General features: G+C 73.5%; 12 protein-coding genes. 6 read left to right on the top strand and 6 right to left on the bottom strand.

Features of this window, described 5'->3' with window-relative positions:
- Window positions 1-5: 5 nt before the first annotated feature.
- Window positions 6-527, bottom strand: a complete 522-nt coding sequence (locus ACH4C6_RS28415; protein ID WP_398111451.1) for a hypothetical protein — start codon at window positions 525-527, stop codon at window positions 6-8.
- 269 nt (window positions 528-796) lie between these two features.
- Here ACH4C6_RS28415 and ACH4C6_RS28410 point away from each other — a divergent pair, with 269 nt between their 5' ends.
- Window positions 797-1,411: an NADPH-dependent FMN reductase gene (locus ACH4C6_RS28410; protein ID WP_398111449.1), complete on the top strand. Its 615-nt coding sequence runs from the start codon at window positions 797-799 to the stop codon at window positions 1,409-1,411.
- A gap of 550 nt (window positions 1,412-1,961) precedes the next feature.
- On the opposite strand, the gene ACH4C6_RS28405 is transcribed toward ACH4C6_RS28410, so the two are convergent.
- From ACH4C6_RS28405 to ACH4C6_RS28395, 3 genes are all read right to left on the bottom strand, one after another.
- Window positions 1,962-2,378 (bottom strand): gamma-glutamylcyclotransferase family protein, encoded by a 417-nt coding sequence (locus tag ACH4C6_RS28405; RefSeq protein WP_398111448.1) that lies wholly within the window; start codon window positions 2,376-2,378, stop codon window positions 1,962-1,964.
- Between the two features lie 69 nt (window positions 2,379-2,447).
- Complete coding sequence (locus ACH4C6_RS28400) at window positions 2,448-4,640, bottom strand: molybdopterin oxidoreductase family protein (RefSeq protein WP_398111447.1); 2,193 nt, start codon at window positions 4,638-4,640, stop codon at window positions 2,448-2,450.
- Window positions 4,641-4,747: 107 nt separating this feature from the next.
- Window positions 4,748-5,437 carry a vancomycin high temperature exclusion protein gene (locus ACH4C6_RS28395; RefSeq protein WP_398111446.1) on the bottom strand — a complete coding sequence of 230 codons (690 nt, stop codon included), beginning with the start codon at window positions 5,435-5,437 and terminating at the stop codon, window positions 4,748-4,750.
- Window positions 5,438-5,650: 213 nt separating this feature from the next.
- On the opposite strand from ACH4C6_RS28395, the gene ACH4C6_RS28390 reads away from it, so the two are divergent.
- From ACH4C6_RS28390 to ACH4C6_RS28370, 5 genes are all read left to right on the top strand, one after another.
- Window positions 5,651-6,397 (top strand): sirohydrochlorin chelatase, encoded by a 747-nt coding sequence (locus ACH4C6_RS28390; RefSeq protein WP_398111445.1) that lies wholly within the window; start codon window positions 5,651-5,653, stop codon window positions 6,395-6,397.
- A 258-nt stretch (window positions 6,398-6,655) separates the two neighbouring features.
- Complete coding sequence (locus ACH4C6_RS28385) at window positions 6,656-7,933, top strand: deoxyguanosinetriphosphate triphosphohydrolase (RefSeq protein ID WP_398111444.1); 1,278 nt, start codon at window positions 6,656-6,658, stop codon at window positions 7,931-7,933.
- A gap of 133 nt (window positions 7,934-8,066) precedes the next feature.
- Window positions 8,067-9,332, top strand: a complete 1,266-nt coding sequence (locus ACH4C6_RS28380; protein ID WP_398111443.1) for an NAD(P)/FAD-dependent oxidoreductase — start codon at window positions 8,067-8,069, stop codon at window positions 9,330-9,332.
- Window positions 9,333-9,361: 29 nt separating this feature from the next.
- Window positions 9,362-11,278: a DNA primase gene (gene dnaG, locus ACH4C6_RS28375; protein ID WP_398111442.1), complete on the top strand. Its 1,917-nt coding sequence runs from the start codon at window positions 9,362-9,364 to the stop codon at window positions 11,276-11,278.
- Window positions 11,279-11,425: 147 nt separating this feature from the next.
- Entirely contained in the window at window positions 11,426-12,730 is a 1,305-nt protein-coding gene (locus ACH4C6_RS28370) for an RNA polymerase sigma factor (protein WP_398111441.1), read from the top strand.
- A gap of 100 nt (window positions 12,731-12,830) precedes the next feature.
- On the opposite strand, the gene ACH4C6_RS28365 is transcribed toward ACH4C6_RS28370, so the two are convergent.
- Window positions 12,831-14,759: an ABC transporter ATP-binding protein gene (locus tag ACH4C6_RS28365; RefSeq protein WP_398111440.1), complete on the bottom strand. Its 1,929-nt coding sequence runs from the start codon at window positions 14,757-14,759 to the stop codon at window positions 12,831-12,833.
- Window positions 14,759-16,492, bottom strand: coding sequence for an ABC transporter ATP-binding protein (locus ACH4C6_RS28360; RefSeq protein WP_398111439.1), 1,734 nt, complete (start codon window positions 16,490-16,492; stop codon window positions 14,759-14,761). The genes ACH4C6_RS28365 and ACH4C6_RS28360 overlap by 1 nt, the downstream gene beginning before the upstream one ends.
- Window positions 16,493-16,617 lie beyond the last annotated feature (125 nt).

The raw sequence follows: 16,617 nt of genomic DNA, 5'->3' as shown, positions 1-16,617 counted from the left end.
GTCCGTCAGATCCCGTCGCCTCTCGCCCGGCGATGCAGGAGCCAGGTACCGCCCGCGGCGGCGACGGCCAGAGCCGTCACGCCGGCCGCGGTCTGCACGGGATCGGGGCCCAGAGCGCCACCGACCCCCGTCTTCACACTTCCTCGCGGGTGCACCTGCTCGCGCGCCGGTGTCAGCGTGACCACCAGGTCGCCGGTGACCCGCCGCCCGCTCCCGGCGCACGTCGCGACGATCTCGTACGTGCCCGGCTGCGCGCCCGGTGGCACCCGGAACCGCCCGGTCGCGTCCTGCTCGTGCCGCCCCGCCGCGAGCGGCAGGGTCCCGGCGCCGACCGCGCCGGCGTCTCCCGTCGCCGTGCCCCCGGCGCCACAGGCCGCCGTCCGGACGGTGACCTGCCCGCCGGGGACCACCGACGCCGGTGACAGCTCCAGCTCACCGGCCCGCGCGCCGTACGCGGGGGCGGCGGCCAGGGCCGCGGCGGCGACGGTGAGCGCGGCACCGGTCAGCGGGCGGGCGGTACGTCGCATCGGTGCTCCTTCGAGCGGTTCGGTCGGGCGCCTGCCCTTCCGAGGAAACGGGGTGTCCGGCGACCCCGCTTTCTGAGAGGGCGTCAGAATTGGGGTGAACGGGTGTCGTGTACACCTGTCCCCGACGGTCCGTCAGGTGCGTTTCGGCTGGTCAAGCGGGTCGGCCGGGCGGGAGGGGGAATTGCCTCCGGCGCGGGGGTGAACGGGTGACCCGGTGCGGTGCGGCCGGGCTTGACCTCGACAAAGGTTGAGGTATCAGGCTGTGTCGCATGAACCCGATCACCGCGCACACCGCCGTCCACCCGTCCGCCACCGAGCCGCTCCGGGTGACCCTCGTCGTCGGCAGCAACCGCCACGGCCGCTTCGGTCCCGTGGTCGCCGACTGGCTCCGCGGCCGGCTGACGGACCGCGACGACCTGGTCGCCGAGGTCGTCGACGTCGCCGAGGCCGACCTGCCCACGTCCCTCGAACCGACCCCTGCGGCGCGTGCCGCCCTGTCCGGCATCACCCCGAAGCTGGCCCGGGCGGACGCCTTCGTGGTCCTCACCCCCGAGTACAACCACTCCTTCCCGGCGGGCCTGAAGAACCTCGTCGACTGGCACTACGGCGAGTGGCGGGCCAAGCCCGTCGCCCTCGTCTCCTACGGCGGCCTGGCCGGGGGCCTGCGTGCCGTGGAGCACCTGCGCCAGGTCTTCGCCGAGCTGCACGCCGTGACGGTGCGCGACACCGTGTCCTTCCACAACGCCGGCGCGTCCTTCGACGACGGGGGCGCCCTGCGCGACCCCTCGGGCCCGGACGCCGCGGCCAAGACCATGCTGGACCAACTGGTCTGGTGGGGCCGCGCCTTGAGGGAGGCCAGGGCCCACCACCCGTATGCCTCCTGACCCGCGCGCCCGCCACCCTGCCTGCGGCGGGCCCTGGCCTTCGTCGGGCCCGGGCCTTCGTCGGGCCCGGGCCTTCGGCGGGGCCCCGGTCGTTCGGCGGGCCCGGTCCGCGACCCGTAACCGGCCCCGGGTCGTATCACCCCAGCCCTCAGCCGCCTCTCGGCCCGATCCTCCTCGCTCTGTCGAGGACGTGGGAAGGACACGCGCGCAGATCACGGGTGTCTGCCGGCCTCCGGTCCGCATCCGGTCCCCGGGTTGCATCGGGCCCCGGGGGCCGGGCCGGACTCGCGCTCTGTCCGGGGCGCGGGAAGGCCGAGGGGTCGTCACCGCGCCCCAGCCGGCCTTCGGTCCGTCAGCCGGGCTCCCGGGGCCGACCGGTTACCTGGCTCCCCGGGGGCCGTACGCGGCCGCCGGACGCTACCCGCCCGCCGGGTTGTACCGGACCCCGGGGCCCGGCCGGGGGGCCGAAACGGCGCCGGGGTCCGACCCCGCACCCGCAGCCGACCCCTGGCCCGTACCCGCACCGTGCCCCAACGACCCGCCGCCCCCGCTACCGCCGCCCTCGCCACTCCGTACCCGCGACCCGTCGCCCCGCGTCGCGCAGCCGCTTCGCCGCGTCCGGGCCCGCGATGTACACCCAGGCCCGTACGCCCGCCCCGTCCGCGTCCCGTACGACGTCGCGTTCCACGCGCACGTACAGGCTGCGCGGGTCACCCGGCGCGTACTCCTCCAGCCGGTCCAGCTCGGCGAGCAGCGCCCCGTACGCCCGGGGCAGCGCGGTCACCAGCTCCCCGCGCACCTCGCCGCCGCCCGGCTCCTCGACCGCGTACGGATAGCCCGGGCCCTCGTACAGCACGGTGTCCGCCAGCCGGGCCGGCTCCTCGGAGCGGGTGCGGCCGTGCAGGAAGAGACGGTGGTTGACCTCCCCGGGACGGAGGGTGCCGTAGACGAAGAAGGGCAGGGTCACAGGAACGATTCTGCACCTTCGGTCGACCCACGGCCGGACCGCCCAGCTCGACCCTCACGGCCCCGACCCCTACGGCCGGACAACCTCCAGTCGTACCGCGCACGCCTTGAACTCCGGCATCCGCGACGTCGGGTCGAGCGCGGGGTTGGTGAGGGTGTTCGCCCGGCCCTCGCCCGGCCAGTGGAAGGGCATGAAGACGGTGTCGGGCCGGATGGTGGCGGTGATCCTCGCCGGCGCCACCGCCCGGCCCCGCCGCGACACCACCGCCACCGGATCGCCCTCGGCCGCCCCGAGCCGGGCCGCCAGCCGCGGGTGCATCTCCACGAACGGTCCGGGCGCGGCGGCGTTCAGCTCCGCGACCCGCCGGGTCTGCGCCCCGGACTGGTACTGCGCCACGACCCGGCCGGTGGTGAGCAGCAGCGGGTACTCCTCGTCCGGCTCCTCGGCGATCGCCCGGTGCGTGACGGGCACGAACCGCGCGCGGCCGTCGGCGGTGGCGAAACGGTCGAGGAACAGGCGGGGCGTGCCGGGGTGCGCACCCGCCGTCTCCCCGGCCGGTGCCTGCGGGCGGCTCCCCGCCGCCCGTCCGGCGGGGTCGTCGGCCGGGCGCGGCGCGCCGAGCAGCGCGTCCCTGCTCCCGTCCGGCGCCGGTGGTTCGGCCGGGCAGGGCCAGAACACCCCGTCCTCCTCGGCCAGCCTGCGGTAGGTGATCCCCGAGTAGTCCGCCGGCCCGCCCGCGCTCGCCCGCCGCAGCTCCTCGAACACCTCCTCCGGGTCCGCCGGGAAGCCCTTCTCCACGCCCAGCCGGACGGCCAGTTCGCCCAGGACCTCCAGATCGCTGCGCACGCCCTCCGGCGGGGCGACCGCCCGCCGGCGCAGCAGGACCCGGCCCTCCAGGTTCGTCGTCGTGCCCGTCTCCTCCGCCCACTGCGTGACCGGCAGCACCACGTCCGCGAGCGCCGCCGTCTCCGACAGCACCACGTCGCAGACCGCCAGGAAGTCCAGGGACCGGATCCGCTCCTCCACGTGCGCGGCCCGGGGCGCCGACACCACCGGGTTGGACGCCATCAGCAGCAGCGACCTGATGTCCGTGCCCAGCGCGTCCAGCAGCTCGTACGCGCTGCGCCCCGGCCCCGGCAGACTGTCCGGGTCCACGCCCCACACCCCGGCGACGTGCGCCCGGGCCGCCGGGTCGTCCAGCTTGCGGTACCCCGGCAACTGGTCGGCCTTCTGCCCGTGTTCGCGCCCGCCCTGGCCGTTGCCCTGCCCCGTCAGACAGCCGTACCCGGACCGGGGGCGGCCCGGCCGGCCGGTCGCCAGGCACAGGTTGATCCAGGCGCCCACGGTGTCCGTGCCCTTGGACTGCTGCTCGGGCCCGCGGGCGGTGAGCACCATCGCCGACTCCGGCTCGCAGAACAGCCGTACGGTCTCCCGCAGCCGGGGGACGGGCACCCCCGTGATCCGCTCGACGTACTCGGGCCAGTGCGCCATGGCGGCGGCCCGGGCCTCCTCCCAGCCCGTGGTCCGGGCGGCGACGTACTCCTCGTCCACCCGGCCCTCGGCGATCACCAGGTGCAGCAGCCCCAGGGCGAGGGCCAGATCGGTGCCCGGGCGGGGAGCCAGGTGCAGATCGGCCTGCTCGGCCGTCCTGGTCCGCCGCGGGTCGACGACGATCAGCGTGCCGCCGTTCTCCCGCAACTCGGTGAAGTACCGCAGCGACGGCGGCATGGTCTCCGCGGGGTTCGACCCGACGAGGATCACGCAGCCCGACCGCGGGACGTCCTCCAGCGGGAACGGCAGGCCGCGGTCCAGCCCGAACGCCCTGATCCCGGCCGCCGCCGCGGACGACATGCAGAACCGCCCGTTGTAGTCGATCTGCGAGGTGCCGAGCACGACCCGCGCGAACTTGCCGAGGCTGTAGGCCTTCTCGTTGGTCAGCCCGCCGCCGCCGAACACCCCGACCGCGTCCGGGCCGTACGCGGCGCGCGTGCGGCCGAGGCCCTCGGCGATCCGGTCCAGGGCGTCGTCCCAGGAGGCCGGCACCAGCGTGCCGTCCCCGCCGCGCACCAGCGGCGAGGTCAGCCGGACCTCCCGCGCGAGCAGCTCCGGCGCGGTCCGGCCCTTGCCGCACAGCGCGCCCCGGTTCACCGGGAAGTCCGTCCGCTCGCTCACCGCGACGCTCCCGTCCGGCGCGGGCGTGAGGTTCATCCCGCACTGCAGGGCGCAGTACGGGCAGTGCGTGGGCGTCACGGTGTTCTGCATGCCGACCAGCGTGCGCGGGCCGTGTTACGCCCGGGGCGGGCCCCCTGTTACACGGCGGGGACGGCGACCTCCCCGCCGCCGCCCGGCCCGCGTGAGGTGCGGATCCGCTACCGCCCGCCCGCGGCCAGCGCCCGTTCCACACCCGGCTCGCGGGGCCCCAGGAAACGCGGGTCCGGCCGCAATGCCGCGTCCACGGCCGCCTTCCCCGCCGCGAGGATCTCCCGGGCGCCCCCGTAGTACCAGGTCGCGTCGTGCACGGCGTCCACCCCGACCCCGTAGGACTCCACCCCGGCGGCGCGGCACAGCGCCACCGCGCGCCGGATGTGGAAGCCCTGGCTGATCAGCACGGCCTCGTCCACCCCGAAGATCTTCTTCGCCCGCACGCACGAGTCCCATGTGTCGAACCCCGCGTAGTCGCTGACGATGCGCCCGTCGGGCACCCCGTGCCGGGTCAGATAGGCGCGCATGGCGTCCGGCTCGTCGTAGTCCTCGCGGCTGTTGTCCCCGGTGACGAGCACCACCCGCACCCGCCCGTCCCGGTACAGCTCGGCCGCCGCGTCCAGCCGGTGGGCGAGGTAGGGGGAGGGCTCCCCGTCCCACAACCCGGCCCCGAACACCACGGCGACGTCGGTGCGCGGGACGTCGGCCGTCGAGCGCAGCCGGCCGTCGGCCACCAGGTGCATCCAGGTCGCGGGCAGCAGCGCGAGCACGCACCCGGCCATCACGGCCTGCACCAGGCGTCGTCGCCCCCGCCGGGTGCGCGGCAGCCGCGGTCTGCGCATGGTCACTGGACGCATCGGACGGTCCCCTCCCCGGATCGGCCCACACCGTCAGGGACGCCCGGCCGCACCGCCCGGTTCACTCCCGACGCGGTGACGAGCTTCACGCCGCCGGCCGAAACCGCAGCTCACGGCGGCTCACAGCGTGCCCGCCCCGGGGCGTGAGCCACCGGAAAACCCCCGTGACCCCCGCGCAACGGCGGGGACACACGGCCCGGTGACCATGGAGGCATGTCCAGTCCTCCCGTGCAGCCCACCCCGCCCGCTCTCGTGGCCGTCGCCCACGGCAGCCGCGACCCCCGCGCGCTGCACACGGTGAACGCGCTCCTGGACCGGGTCCGCGCCCTGCGCCCCGACGTGCCGGTGCACCTGGGGCACATCGAACTGAACGCCCCCCTGCTCCCCGAGACGCTCGCCGCCCTCGGCGACCGGGAGGCGGTCCTCGTGCCGCTGCTCCTCAGCCGCGGCCACCACGTCAAGCGGGACATCCCCGCGACGGCCGCCGCCTCGTGCGCCCGCACCCGTCCGGCGCCTCCCCTCGGACCCCACCCGCTCCTGGTGGACGCCCTCCACGACCGCCTGACGGAGGCCGGCTGGGGCGGCACGCCCCGCCGCACCAGCGCGGTGGTCCTCGCCGCGGCGGGCTCGCGCGACCCGGAGGCGAGAGCGGACACCGCGCGCACGGCGCACCTCCTGGCGGCCCGCCTCGGCGTCCCGGTCGTTCCCGCCTACGCCTCGGCCGCCGCCCCCACGGTCGAGGCCGCGGTCCGCACCCTGCTGGCGAGGGGCCGCCGCCACATCGCCCTCGCGTCCTGCTTCACGGCCCCCGGCCGCTTCGCCACCGAGTGCGCCCAGGCGGCCCCGTGGATAGCGGCGGCCCCCCTGGGCCCACACCCGTCGATGGCACAGCTCGTCCTCCACCGCTACACCCAAACCCTGCACACCTCACCCCCGACACCACACCTGACCCGAGCCTGACCCCCCACACCGGGGCCACCCCCTGAAGGGGCGCGGGGAACTGCGCAACACCTGCGCACCTAGCCCGAACCTGACACCCCACACCGGGTTCACCCCTGAAGGGGCGCGGGGAACTGCGCGACAAGCCACGACGACCCCGCACCCGCCGGACGCCCGCACCCGCGACCCCCGCACGCGCCCCGCACCCGCCCGACCCCCACACCCCGCAGACGTTCACCACGTCGCACCCCCGCACCCCCATGCCCGTACTGTCGACCCATGCCAGGCACCACGACGAACCCCACGGCCTACGACCCGACGTCAGTCGAACGCTGGGCGCCCGAACCGGACAAGCGCCCCGGCCGCACGGCCTTCCAGCGCGACCGCGCCCGGGTCCTGCACTCCGCCGCCCTGCGCCGCCTCGCCGGCAAGACCCAGGTGGTCACGCCCGGCACGCTCGGACCCGTCTGGGACGCCAGCCCCCGCACCCGCCTCACCCACTCCCTGGAGTGCGCCCAGGTCGGCCGCGAGCTGGGCGCCGCCCTCGGCTGCGACCCCGACCTCGTCGAAGCGGCCTGCCTCTCCCACGACCTCGGCCACCCGCCCTTCGGCCACAACGGCGAACAGGCCCTGAACGAGTTCGCCGCGGACTGCGGGGGCTTCGAGGGCAACGCCCAGTCCCTCAGGCTCCTCACCCGCATCGAGCCCAAGCGGTTCACCCCGGAGGGGTCCGTCGGCCTCAACCTCACCCGGGCCACCCTCGACGCCGCGACCAAGTACCCCTGGCCCCGCGGCGCGCACCCCACCGACCCGCACTCGCCGAAGTTCGGCGTCTACGAGGACGACCGCCCCGTCTTCGACTGGTTCCGCAAGGACGCCCCCGGCACCCGCACCTGCTTCGAGGCGCAGGTCATGGACTGGTCCGACGACGTGGCCTACTCGGTGCACGACGTCGAGGACGGACTGCACGCCGGCCACATCGACCCCAACTGCCTGCACGCGGACCCCGAGCGCGACGACGTCTTCCGGGTCGCGCTCGGCCGCTACGCGCCCCCCGGCACCGACCCGGCCGAACTCGCCGAGGCCCTCGACCGGCTCCTCGCCCAGGAGTGGTGGCCGCACGGCTACGACGGCACCGCCGTCGCCCAGGCCCGCCTCAAGGACGCCACCAGCCAGCTCATCGGCCGCTTCTGCCTGGCCGCCGAGGCCGCGACCCGGGCCCGGTACGGGCCGGGCCGGCTCACCCGGTACGCCGCCGAACTCGTCGTCCCGCGCGGGACACGCATGGAGTGCGCCGTGCTCAAGGCCGTCGCCGACCTGTACGTGATGCAGCGGGCCGAGCAGGAGCGCCTGCGCGCCGACCAGCGGATCGTCGTCGCCGAACTCGCCGAGGCGCTCACCGCGCGGGCCCCGGACGGCCTGGACCCGCAGTTCCGGACCCTGTTCGACCAGGCGTCCGACGACCGCGCCCGCAAGCGGGCCGTCGTCGACCAGATCGCCTCCCTCACCGACACCTCGGCCCGGTCGTTGCACGCCCGGCTGACGGGGCACGCGTGAGACGGGCGGGACCCGCGGGGCGTGGGCGCCGCCCAAGGTGACACTGCGTGGCCTGATCGGGTCACACCCTCTTCCCGCATCACGCTCCGTGCGGGACGCTCGCAAGTGCTACACCCTGACGAGGAGGCATCAAGTGGTCGACGCGGATCAGACATTCGTCATCGTCGGAGGCGGACTGGCCGGCGCCAAGGCGGCCGAGACGCTCCGGGCGGAGGGCTTCACCGGCCGCGTGATACTGATCTGCGACGAACGGGACCACCCCTACGAGCGCCCGGCCCTGTCCAAGGGCTACCTCCTCGGCAAGGAGGAACGCGACAGCGTCTTCGTCCACGAACCCGCCTGGTACGCGGCGAACGACATCGAGCTGCACCTCGGCCAGACCGTCGACGCGATCGACCGCACGGCGAAGACGGTCCGCTTCGGCGACGACGGCACCGTGGTGCGCTACGACAAGCTGCTCCTGGCGACCGGCGCGGAACCCCGGCGCCTCGACATCCCGGGCACCGACCTGGCGGGCGTGCACCACCTGCGGCGCCTCGCCCACGCCGAACGTCTCAAGCACGTGCTGGCCAACCTCGGCCGCGACAACGGCCACCTGGTGATCGCCGGGGCGGGCTGGATCGGCCTGGAGGTCGCGGCCGCGGCCCGCGAGTACGGCGCGGAGGTCACCGTCGTCGAGCACGGGCCGACCCCGCTGCACGGCGTGCTCGGCCCGGAACTCGGCGGGCTCTTTGCCGAGCTGCACCGCGACCACGGCGTCCGCTTCCACTTCGGCGCCCGTCTGACCGAGATCACCGGCCAGGACGGCATGGTCCTCGCGGCCCGCACCGACGACGGCGAGGAGCACCCGGCCCACGACGTCCTGGCGGCCATCGGCGCGGCCCCGCGCACCCACCTCGCCGAGGCGGCCGGCCTGGAGGTCGCCGACCCCGCCCTCGGCGGCGGCATCGTCGTCGACGAGCGGCTGCGCACCTCCGACCCGGACGTGTACGCCGCCGGGGACGTCGTCTCCTTCCCGCACGCCCTGTTCGACACCCGCATGCGCGTCGAGCACTGGGCCAACGCCCTCAACGGCGGCCCGGCCGCCGCGCGCTCCATGCTGGGCCGGGACGTGACGTACGACCGGGTGCCCTACTTCTTCTCCGACCAGTACGACCTGGGCATGGAGTACTCCGGCTGGGCACCGCCGGGCAGCTACGACCAGGTGGTCGTGCGGGGCGACGCCGGCAAGCGCGAGTTCATCGCCTTCTGGGTGAAGGACGGCCGAGTGCTGGCCGGGATGAACGTGAACGTGTGGAACGTCACCGACAAGATCCAGCGCCTGGTCCGCAGCCGCGCCCAGGTGAACACGGACAATCTGGCCGATCCGCACGTTCCGCTCGAAAACCTCGCACCGTGAGTGTCACTGCGCCCCCGTAGACTTCACGCGTGGCAGGACGGATCAACGACGAGGACGTGAAGGCGGTACGGGACGCGGTCCCGATCGACGCCGTGGTGTCCGAGTACCTCCAGCTGCGCAACGCGGGCGGCGGGAACCTCAAGGGTCTGTGCCCGTTCCACGACGAGAAGTCACCGTCCTTCCAGGTCAGCCCGAGCAAGGGGTTCTTCCACTGCTTCGGCTGCCAGGAGGGCGGCGACACCATCACCTTCGTGATGAAGATCGACCACCTCACCTTCTCGGAGGCGGTCGAGCGCCTGGCCGGCCAGGCGGGCATCACCCTGCGCTACGAGGAGGGCGGTTACAACCCCTCCCACCAGCGCGGCGAGCGGATCCGCCTGGTCGAGGCGCACAAGATCGCCGCGGAGTGGTACGCGGAACAACTCGCGACCTCCCCGGAGGCCGACACCGGCCGGGTCTTCCTCGCCGAGCGCGGCTTCGACCAGGACGCCGCCCGGCACTTCTCCGTCGGCTACAGCCCCCAGGGCTGGGACCACCTCACGCGCTTCCTGCGCGGCAAGGGCTTCACCGACAAGGAGCTGCTGCTCTCCGGCCTCTCCCAGGAGGGCCGCCGCGGCCCCATCGACCGCTTCCGCGGCCGGCTGATGTGGCCCATCCGCGACATCGGCGGCGACGTGGTCGGCTTCGGCGCCCGCAAGCTCCACGAGGCGGACAACGGCCCCAAGTACCTCAACACGCCCGAGACGGCGATCTACAAGAAGTCCCAGGTCCTCTACGGCATCGACCTCGCCAAGAAGGACATCGCCAAGGCCTCCCGCGCGGTCGTCGTCGAGGGCTACACGGACGTCATGGCCTGCCACCTCGCCGGCGTCACCACCGCCATCGCCACCTGCGGCACCGCCTTCGGCGGCGACCACATCAAGATCCTGCGCCGGCTGCTCATGGACAACGGCTCGGCCCGTGTCATCTTCACCTTCGACGGCGACGCCGCCGGCCAGAAGGCGGCGCTGCGCGCCTTCGAGGACGACCAGAAGTTCGCCGCCGAGACGTACATCGCCATCGCCCCCGACGGCATGGACCCCTGCGACCTGCGCCTGGCCAAGGGCGACGAGGCCGTCGCCGACCTGGTCGAACCCCGCACCCCCCTCTTCGAGTTCGCCCTGCGCCAGATCGTGGCCCGCTACGACCTCGACACCCCCGGGGGCCGCGCCGCCGCCCTGGACGAGGCCGCCCCGGTCGTCGCCCGCATCAAGAACAGCGGCGCCCAGCACGAGGTCGCCGTGCAGCTCGCCGGCATGCTCGGCATCCTCGACACCCAGTTCGTCGTCAAGCGCGTGGCGCAACTGGCCCGCTGGTCCCGCGAGCGGGGCGGCAAGGGCCCCGCCCCCGACCGGCACGCGCCGCCCCAGCAGTACACCGCCCAGCCGTCCGCCGCCCCCCGCGGACCGGCCCTCAACCTGCGCAACCCCGTCTACGCCACCGAGCGCGAGCTGCTCAAACTCGCCCTCCAGCGCCCCGAGCTGGTCTCCCCGGCCTTCGACGCGTACGGCGTGGACGAGTTCACCGCCCCGCCCTACGCCGCCGTGCGCCAGGCCATCCTGGACGCGGGCGGCGCCGAGTCCGGCGTCGCCGACCCCCAGGACTACCTGGTCAAGGTCCGCGAGGCCGCGCCCGACGACGCGGTCCGCGCGATGGTCACGGAGCTGGCCGTCGAGGCGATCATGCTGCACAAGGGCGTGAAGGGCGTCGACGAGACCTACGCCGGAGCCCAGCTGGTCACCGTCCGCCGCCGCGCCGTAGAGCGCCGCATCCGCGACATCACCGGCCGCCTCACCCGCCTCGGCAACCACGGCGACCCGGCCGAACTGGCCGCCGTCCAGAACGAACTGTGGGTCCTCCAGCAGTACGACCAGACCCTGCGCGCCCACGGCGCCGCCGCCCTCTGACGCATCGTCGGCGCCGTCACCGCGCGTGAGGGACGCGTGAGGCATCCGGTGTCCCACCGGGGGCGACCGCCCGGTCACGGAACGGAAGCAAAAAGTCACCGCACGCCCCTCGTGGCGGCCATGTGTCGTACCCCACACTGGGGTGCGGTGCCTGAGTCCCCGGAGCGCGGCCGATCCGTCACCGACGGGTTCCGGACCCCCGCGGTTCCGCCCATCGCGTACGGGGCGGAACGCGGCGAGGCCGCCGACTCCGCTCCCGACGTACCGCTGCCGCAGCCACTGGCAGCGATCATCCTGGAGGTCGCCCCCGTGCAGACCCAGACCCTCCGTCAGACCGACGCCGCCCCGCCCCGCCGTGCCGGCGCACCGGTGCCCGACGCGCAGGCCGACGCCCTGTCCGGGGTTCCCGTGCAGGACCGCGCCGGGCAGCACCCGGAGACGGAACCGGAAACGGAGCCCGAGGAGCCGCCCGCCGAGGCGATCGACACGGCCGGGGGCCCCGAGGCCGTCGAACCGCCGCCGGTGCGCACGGAGACCGGCGGCCCCTCCTCGGACCTGTTCCGCCAGTACCTGCGGGAGATCGGCCGCGTCCCCCTGCTGACCGCCGCGGAGGAGGTGGAACTCGCCCGCCGCGTCGAGGCCGGCCTGTTCGCCGAGGAGAAGCTGCGGCTCACCCCCGACCTGGACAGCCGGCTGGCCTCGGACCTCGACCGGCTCGTGGTGATGGGCCGCGTCGCCAAACGCCGCCTCATCGAGGCCAATCTGCGCCTGGTCGTCTCCGTCGCCAAGCGCTACGTCGGCCGCGGCCTGACCATGCTGGACCTCGTCCAGGAGGGCAACCTGGGCCTGATCCGCGCGGTGGAGAAGTTCGACTACGCCCGCGGCTACAAGTTCTCCACCTACGCCACCTGGTGGATCCGGCAGGCCATGTCCCGCGCCCTGGCCGACCAGGCCCGCACGATACGCGTGCCCGTCCACGTCGTGGAGCTCATCAACCGGGTGGTGCGGGTGCAGCGCCGCATGCTCCAGGAGCGGGGCTACGAGCCGACGCCCCAGGAGGTGGCGGCCCACCTGGAGTTGCCGCCGGAGCGGGTGGGGGAGGTGCTGCGGCTGGCCCAGGAGCCGGTGTCGCTGCACGCGCCCGTGGGCGAGGAGGACGACGTCGCCCTCGGTGACCTCATCGAGGACGGCGACGCGGCCTCCCCCGTGGAGTCGGCGGCCTTCCTGCTGCTCCGGGAGCACCTGGAAGCGGTCCTGTCCACCCTGGGCGAGCGGGAGCGCAAGGTCGTCCAACTCCGCTACGGGCTGGCCGACGGCCGCCCCCGCACACTGGAGGAGATCGGCCGCATCTTCGGCGTGACCAGGGAGCGCATCAGGCAGATCGAGTCGAAGACGCTCAACAAGCTGCGGGACCACGCCTTCGCGGACCAGCTCAGGGGCTATCTGGACTGACGCCGGCCGCACGTCCCCCAAGGGGCGCGGGGAACTGCGCGACCCGCCACGACGGGCCCGCAGCCGCCCCGCGACCTCACTCGGCGCCCCCGGACGCGACTCAGTCCACCTCCGCCACCGCCTGCGCGAACTGCGCCTGGTACAACCGGGCATACGCCCCGCCCGCCCCCAGCAGGTCCTCGTGCGTGCCCTGTTCGACGATCGCCCCGCTCTCCATGACCAGGATCGCGTCCGCGTCCCGGATCGTGGAGAGCCGGTGCGCGATGACGAACGAGGTCCGCCCGTGCGCCAGTTTGGCCATGGCCTTCTGGATCAGCACCTCGGTCCGCGTGTCGACCGAGCTCGTCGCCTCGTCCAGCACCAGGATCACCGGGTCGGACAGGAACGCCCGGGCGATGGTGATGAGCTGCTTCTCTCCCGCGCTCACCCCCGTGCCCTCGTCGTCGATCACGGTGTCGTACCCGTCCGGCAGCGTCCGCACGAACCGGTCCGCGTGCGCCGCCCGCGCGGCCTCCTCGATCTCGCCCCGGGTGACCTTCCGCGAGGCCCCGTAGGCGATGTTCTCCGCGATCGTGCCGCCGAACAGCCAGGTGTCCTGCAGCACCATGCCGATCCCGGCCCGCAGTTCGTCCCGGGACATCCGCGCGATGTCCACGCCGTCGAGGGTGATCCGGCCGCCGGTGACCTCGTAGAACCGCATGAGCAGGTTCACCAGGGTCGTCTTGCCCGCGCCGGTCGGCCCGACGATGGCCACCGTCTGCCCCGGCTCCACCGTCAGCGACAGGTCCTCGATGAGCGGCTTGTCGGGGTCGTAGCGGAACGACACGTGCTCCAGCGCCACCCGCCCGCGCAGCTCCTCGGGCCGTACCCCCGGCACCGGGTCGGCGTCCTGCTCCTCGGCGTCGAGCAGTTCGAAGACGCGCTCCGCGGAGGCGACCCCCGACTGCACCAGGTTGGCCATCGACGCCAGCTGCGTCAGCGGCATGGAGAACTGTCGCGAGTACTGGATGAACGCCTGCACGTCACCGATGGACAGCGAGCCGGACGCCACCCGCAGCCCGCCGACGACCGCGACCAGCACGTAGTTGAGGTTCGACACGAACATCATCAGCGGCTGCATGACCCCGCTGTTGAACTGCGCCCTGAACCCCGCCTCGTACAGTGCCTCGTTCTGCTCGGCGAACTGCCGCGCCGACTCCTCCTGCCGCCCGAACACCTTCACCAGGGTGTGCCCGGTGTACATCTCCTCGATGTGGGCGTTCAGCTTGCCGGTGGACCGCCACTGCTGCACGAAGTGCGGCTGCGAGCGCTTGCCCACGCGCGTGGCGACGACGAACGACAGCGGGACGGTCACCAGCGCGACCAGCGCCAGGATCCACGAGACCCAGAACATCATGGCGAGCACGCCGATGACGGTCAGCACCGAGTTGATGAGCTGCCCCATCGACTGCTGCAGCGTCTGCCCGATGTTGTCGATGTCGTTGGTCGCCCGGGACAGCACCTCACCGCGCTGACGCTTGTCGAAGTACGACAGCGGCAGCCGCGACAGCTTCGTCTGGACGTCCTCGCGCATCCGGAACATGGTCCGGTTCACGGCCCGGTTCACCAGCCGCGTCGCCACCGCCATCAACAGCCCGGCCACCGTGAACACACCCAGCGCCAGCAGCAGCACGTGCCCGACGGCCGTGAAGTCGATGCCCTCGCCGGGGGTGAAGTCGGTGCCGCGCAGCATGTCGGCGACGTCACCGTCGCCGCGCTGCCGCATCTGCTCCAGGACCTGCTCCTTGGACGCCCCCTCGGGCATGCCGCGCCCGACGATGCCCGCGAAGACCAGGTCGGTCGCCCTACCGAGGATCTTCGGCCCGACGACGCTGAGCCCGACGCTGAGCACCACGCAGGCCAGCAGCACGCCGACGGTCGCCCGCTCGGGCCGGAACCGGGCGAGGAGCCGCTTGCCCGATCCTTTGAAGTCCAGCGAGCGCTGGTCGGGGCCGCCCCCGGCCATCATCCGCCCCATGGGCCCCGCCATCAGGCCGCCTCCGCTTCCGTGAGCTGGGAGAGCACGATCTCCCGGTAGGTCTCGTTGTCCGCCATCAGTTCGTGGTGCCGGCCCGTGCCGACCACCCGGCCCTCGTCCAGCACGACGATCCGGTCGGCGTCCCGGATGGTCGCCACCCGCTGGGCGACGATCACCACCGTCGCCTCCGCGGTCTCCCGCCCGAGCGCGGCCCTCAGGGCGGCGTCCGTCGCGTAGTCGAGGGCGGAGAAGGAGTCGTCGAACAGGTAGATCTCGGGGCGCTGCACCAGCGTCCGGGCGATGGCGAGCCGCTGCCGCTGACCGCCGGAGACGTTGGTCCCGCCCTGCGCGATGGGCGCGTCCAGCCCGCCCTCCAGCCGCTCGACGAACTCCTTGCCCTGCGCGACCTCCAGCGCGTGCCACAACTCCTCGTCGGTGGCGTCCGGATTGCCGTAGCGCAGGTTGGTCGCGACCGTGCCCGCGAACAGGTACGGCTTCTGCGGCACCAGCCCGACCGTGCGCGCGAGCAGCTGCGGATCGATGTCCGCGACCTCCACCCCGTCGACGAGGACCTGCCCCTCGGTGGCGTCGAACAGCCGCGGGACCAACCCGAGCAGGGTCGACTTGCCGCTGCCGGTCGAGCCGATGACGGCGGTCGTCTCGCCCGGCCTGGCCACCAGGTCCACGGCCCGCAGCACCGGCTCCTCGGCACCCGGATAGCGGAAGCCGGCCCCGCGGATCTCCAGATGGCCGTGCCGGCGCAGCTCCCGCACCGGTGCCGTCGGCGGCACCACGCTGGAGGAGGTGTCGAGCACCTCCTGGATGCGCTCGGCGCACACCTCGGCGCGCGGCACCATCATGAACATGAAGGTGGCCATCATCACGGACATGACGATCTGCATCAGATAGGCGAGGAACGCGGTCAGGTCGCCGATCTGCATCCCGCCGCTGTCGATGCGGTGCGCACCGAACCACACCACGGCGATGGACGACAGGTTCACCACGGTCATGACGATCGGGAACATCAGCGCGAGCAGGTTGCCGGTGCCCAGCGCGAACCGGGTCAGTTCGGTGTTGGCCTCGCGGAAGCGCTGCTGCTCGTACTCGTCCCGGACGAAGGCCCGGATCACGCGGTTGCCGCTGATCTGCTCGCGCAGCACCCGGTTGACGGTGTCCAGCCGCCCCTGCATCGAGCGGAACAGCGGCCGCAGCCGCCGCACGATCAGCGTCACGCAGATGCCCAGCACCGGCACGACGGCCACCAGCACGCCGGACAGCGGCACGTCCAGGCCGAGCGCCAGCACGATGCCGCCGACACACATGATCGGAGCCGACACCATCAGCGTGAACGTCATCAGCGCCAGCATCTGCACCTGCTGGACGTCGTTGGTCGTCCGGGTGATCAGCGACGGGGCGCCGAAGTGGCCCACCTCACGCGCGGAGAACGACTGCACCCGGTCGAACACGGCGCCGCGCAGGTCCCGTCCCAGCGCGGAGGCGGTACGGGCGCCGTAGTACACCGCGCCGATGTTGCACACGACCTGCACCAGCGAGATGCCGATCATCAGCGCGCCGTAGGCCACGATGTAGCCGGTGTCGCCGTTGACGACGCCCTGGTCGATGATGTCCGCGTTCAGCGTGGGCAGGTAGAGCGTGGCGCAGGTCTGCAGGAACTGCAGCAGCACCAGCAGGGTGATGGGTCTCTTGTAGGGCCTGAGACAGGTCCGCAGGAGTCGTATGAGCACGCTGCTTCTCTCGGAGTGGTCGACGGGGGCTGGTGGTCGCCCCTGGCCCCTATCGTCGACCACTCCACCGGCGTTACCTCAACCGAATTAGCCCGACGAGCACCCGGGAACGCCGCGTCCTCACC

The organism is Streptomyces sp. NPDC017943 (assembly GCF_044328425.1).
GTDB lineage: Bacteria > Actinomycetota > Actinomycetes > Streptomycetales > Streptomycetaceae > Streptomyces > Streptomyces djakartensis_A.
This window is presented reverse-complemented; position numbering and strand designations above follow the sequence as displayed.

Coding starts and splice junctions, on each gene's coding strand:
- ACH4C6_RS28415 (WP_398111451.1), bottom strand. CDS start 527: ATGCGACGTACCGCCCGCCCGCTGACCGGTGCCGCGCTCACCGTCGCC.
- ACH4C6_RS28410 (WP_398111449.1), top strand. CDS start 797: ATGAACCCGATCACCGCGCACACCGCCGTCCACCCGTCCGCCACCGAG.
- ACH4C6_RS28400 (WP_398111447.1), bottom strand. CDS start 4,640: ATGCAGAACACCGTGACGCCCACGCACTGCCCGTACTGCGCCCTGCAG.
- ACH4C6_RS28395 (WP_398111446.1), bottom strand. CDS start 5,437: ATGCGTCCAGTGACCATGCGCAGACCGCGGCTGCCGCGCACCCGGCGG.
- ACH4C6_RS28390 (WP_398111445.1), top strand. CDS start 5,651: ATGTCCAGTCCTCCCGTGCAGCCCACCCCGCCCGCTCTCGTGGCCGTC.
- ACH4C6_RS28385 (WP_398111444.1), top strand. CDS start 6,656: ATGCCAGGCACCACGACGAACCCCACGGCCTACGACCCGACGTCAGTC.
- ACH4C6_RS28365 (WP_398111440.1), bottom strand. CDS start 14,759: ATGGCGGGGCCCATGGGGCGGATGATGGCCGGGGGCGGCCCCGACCAG.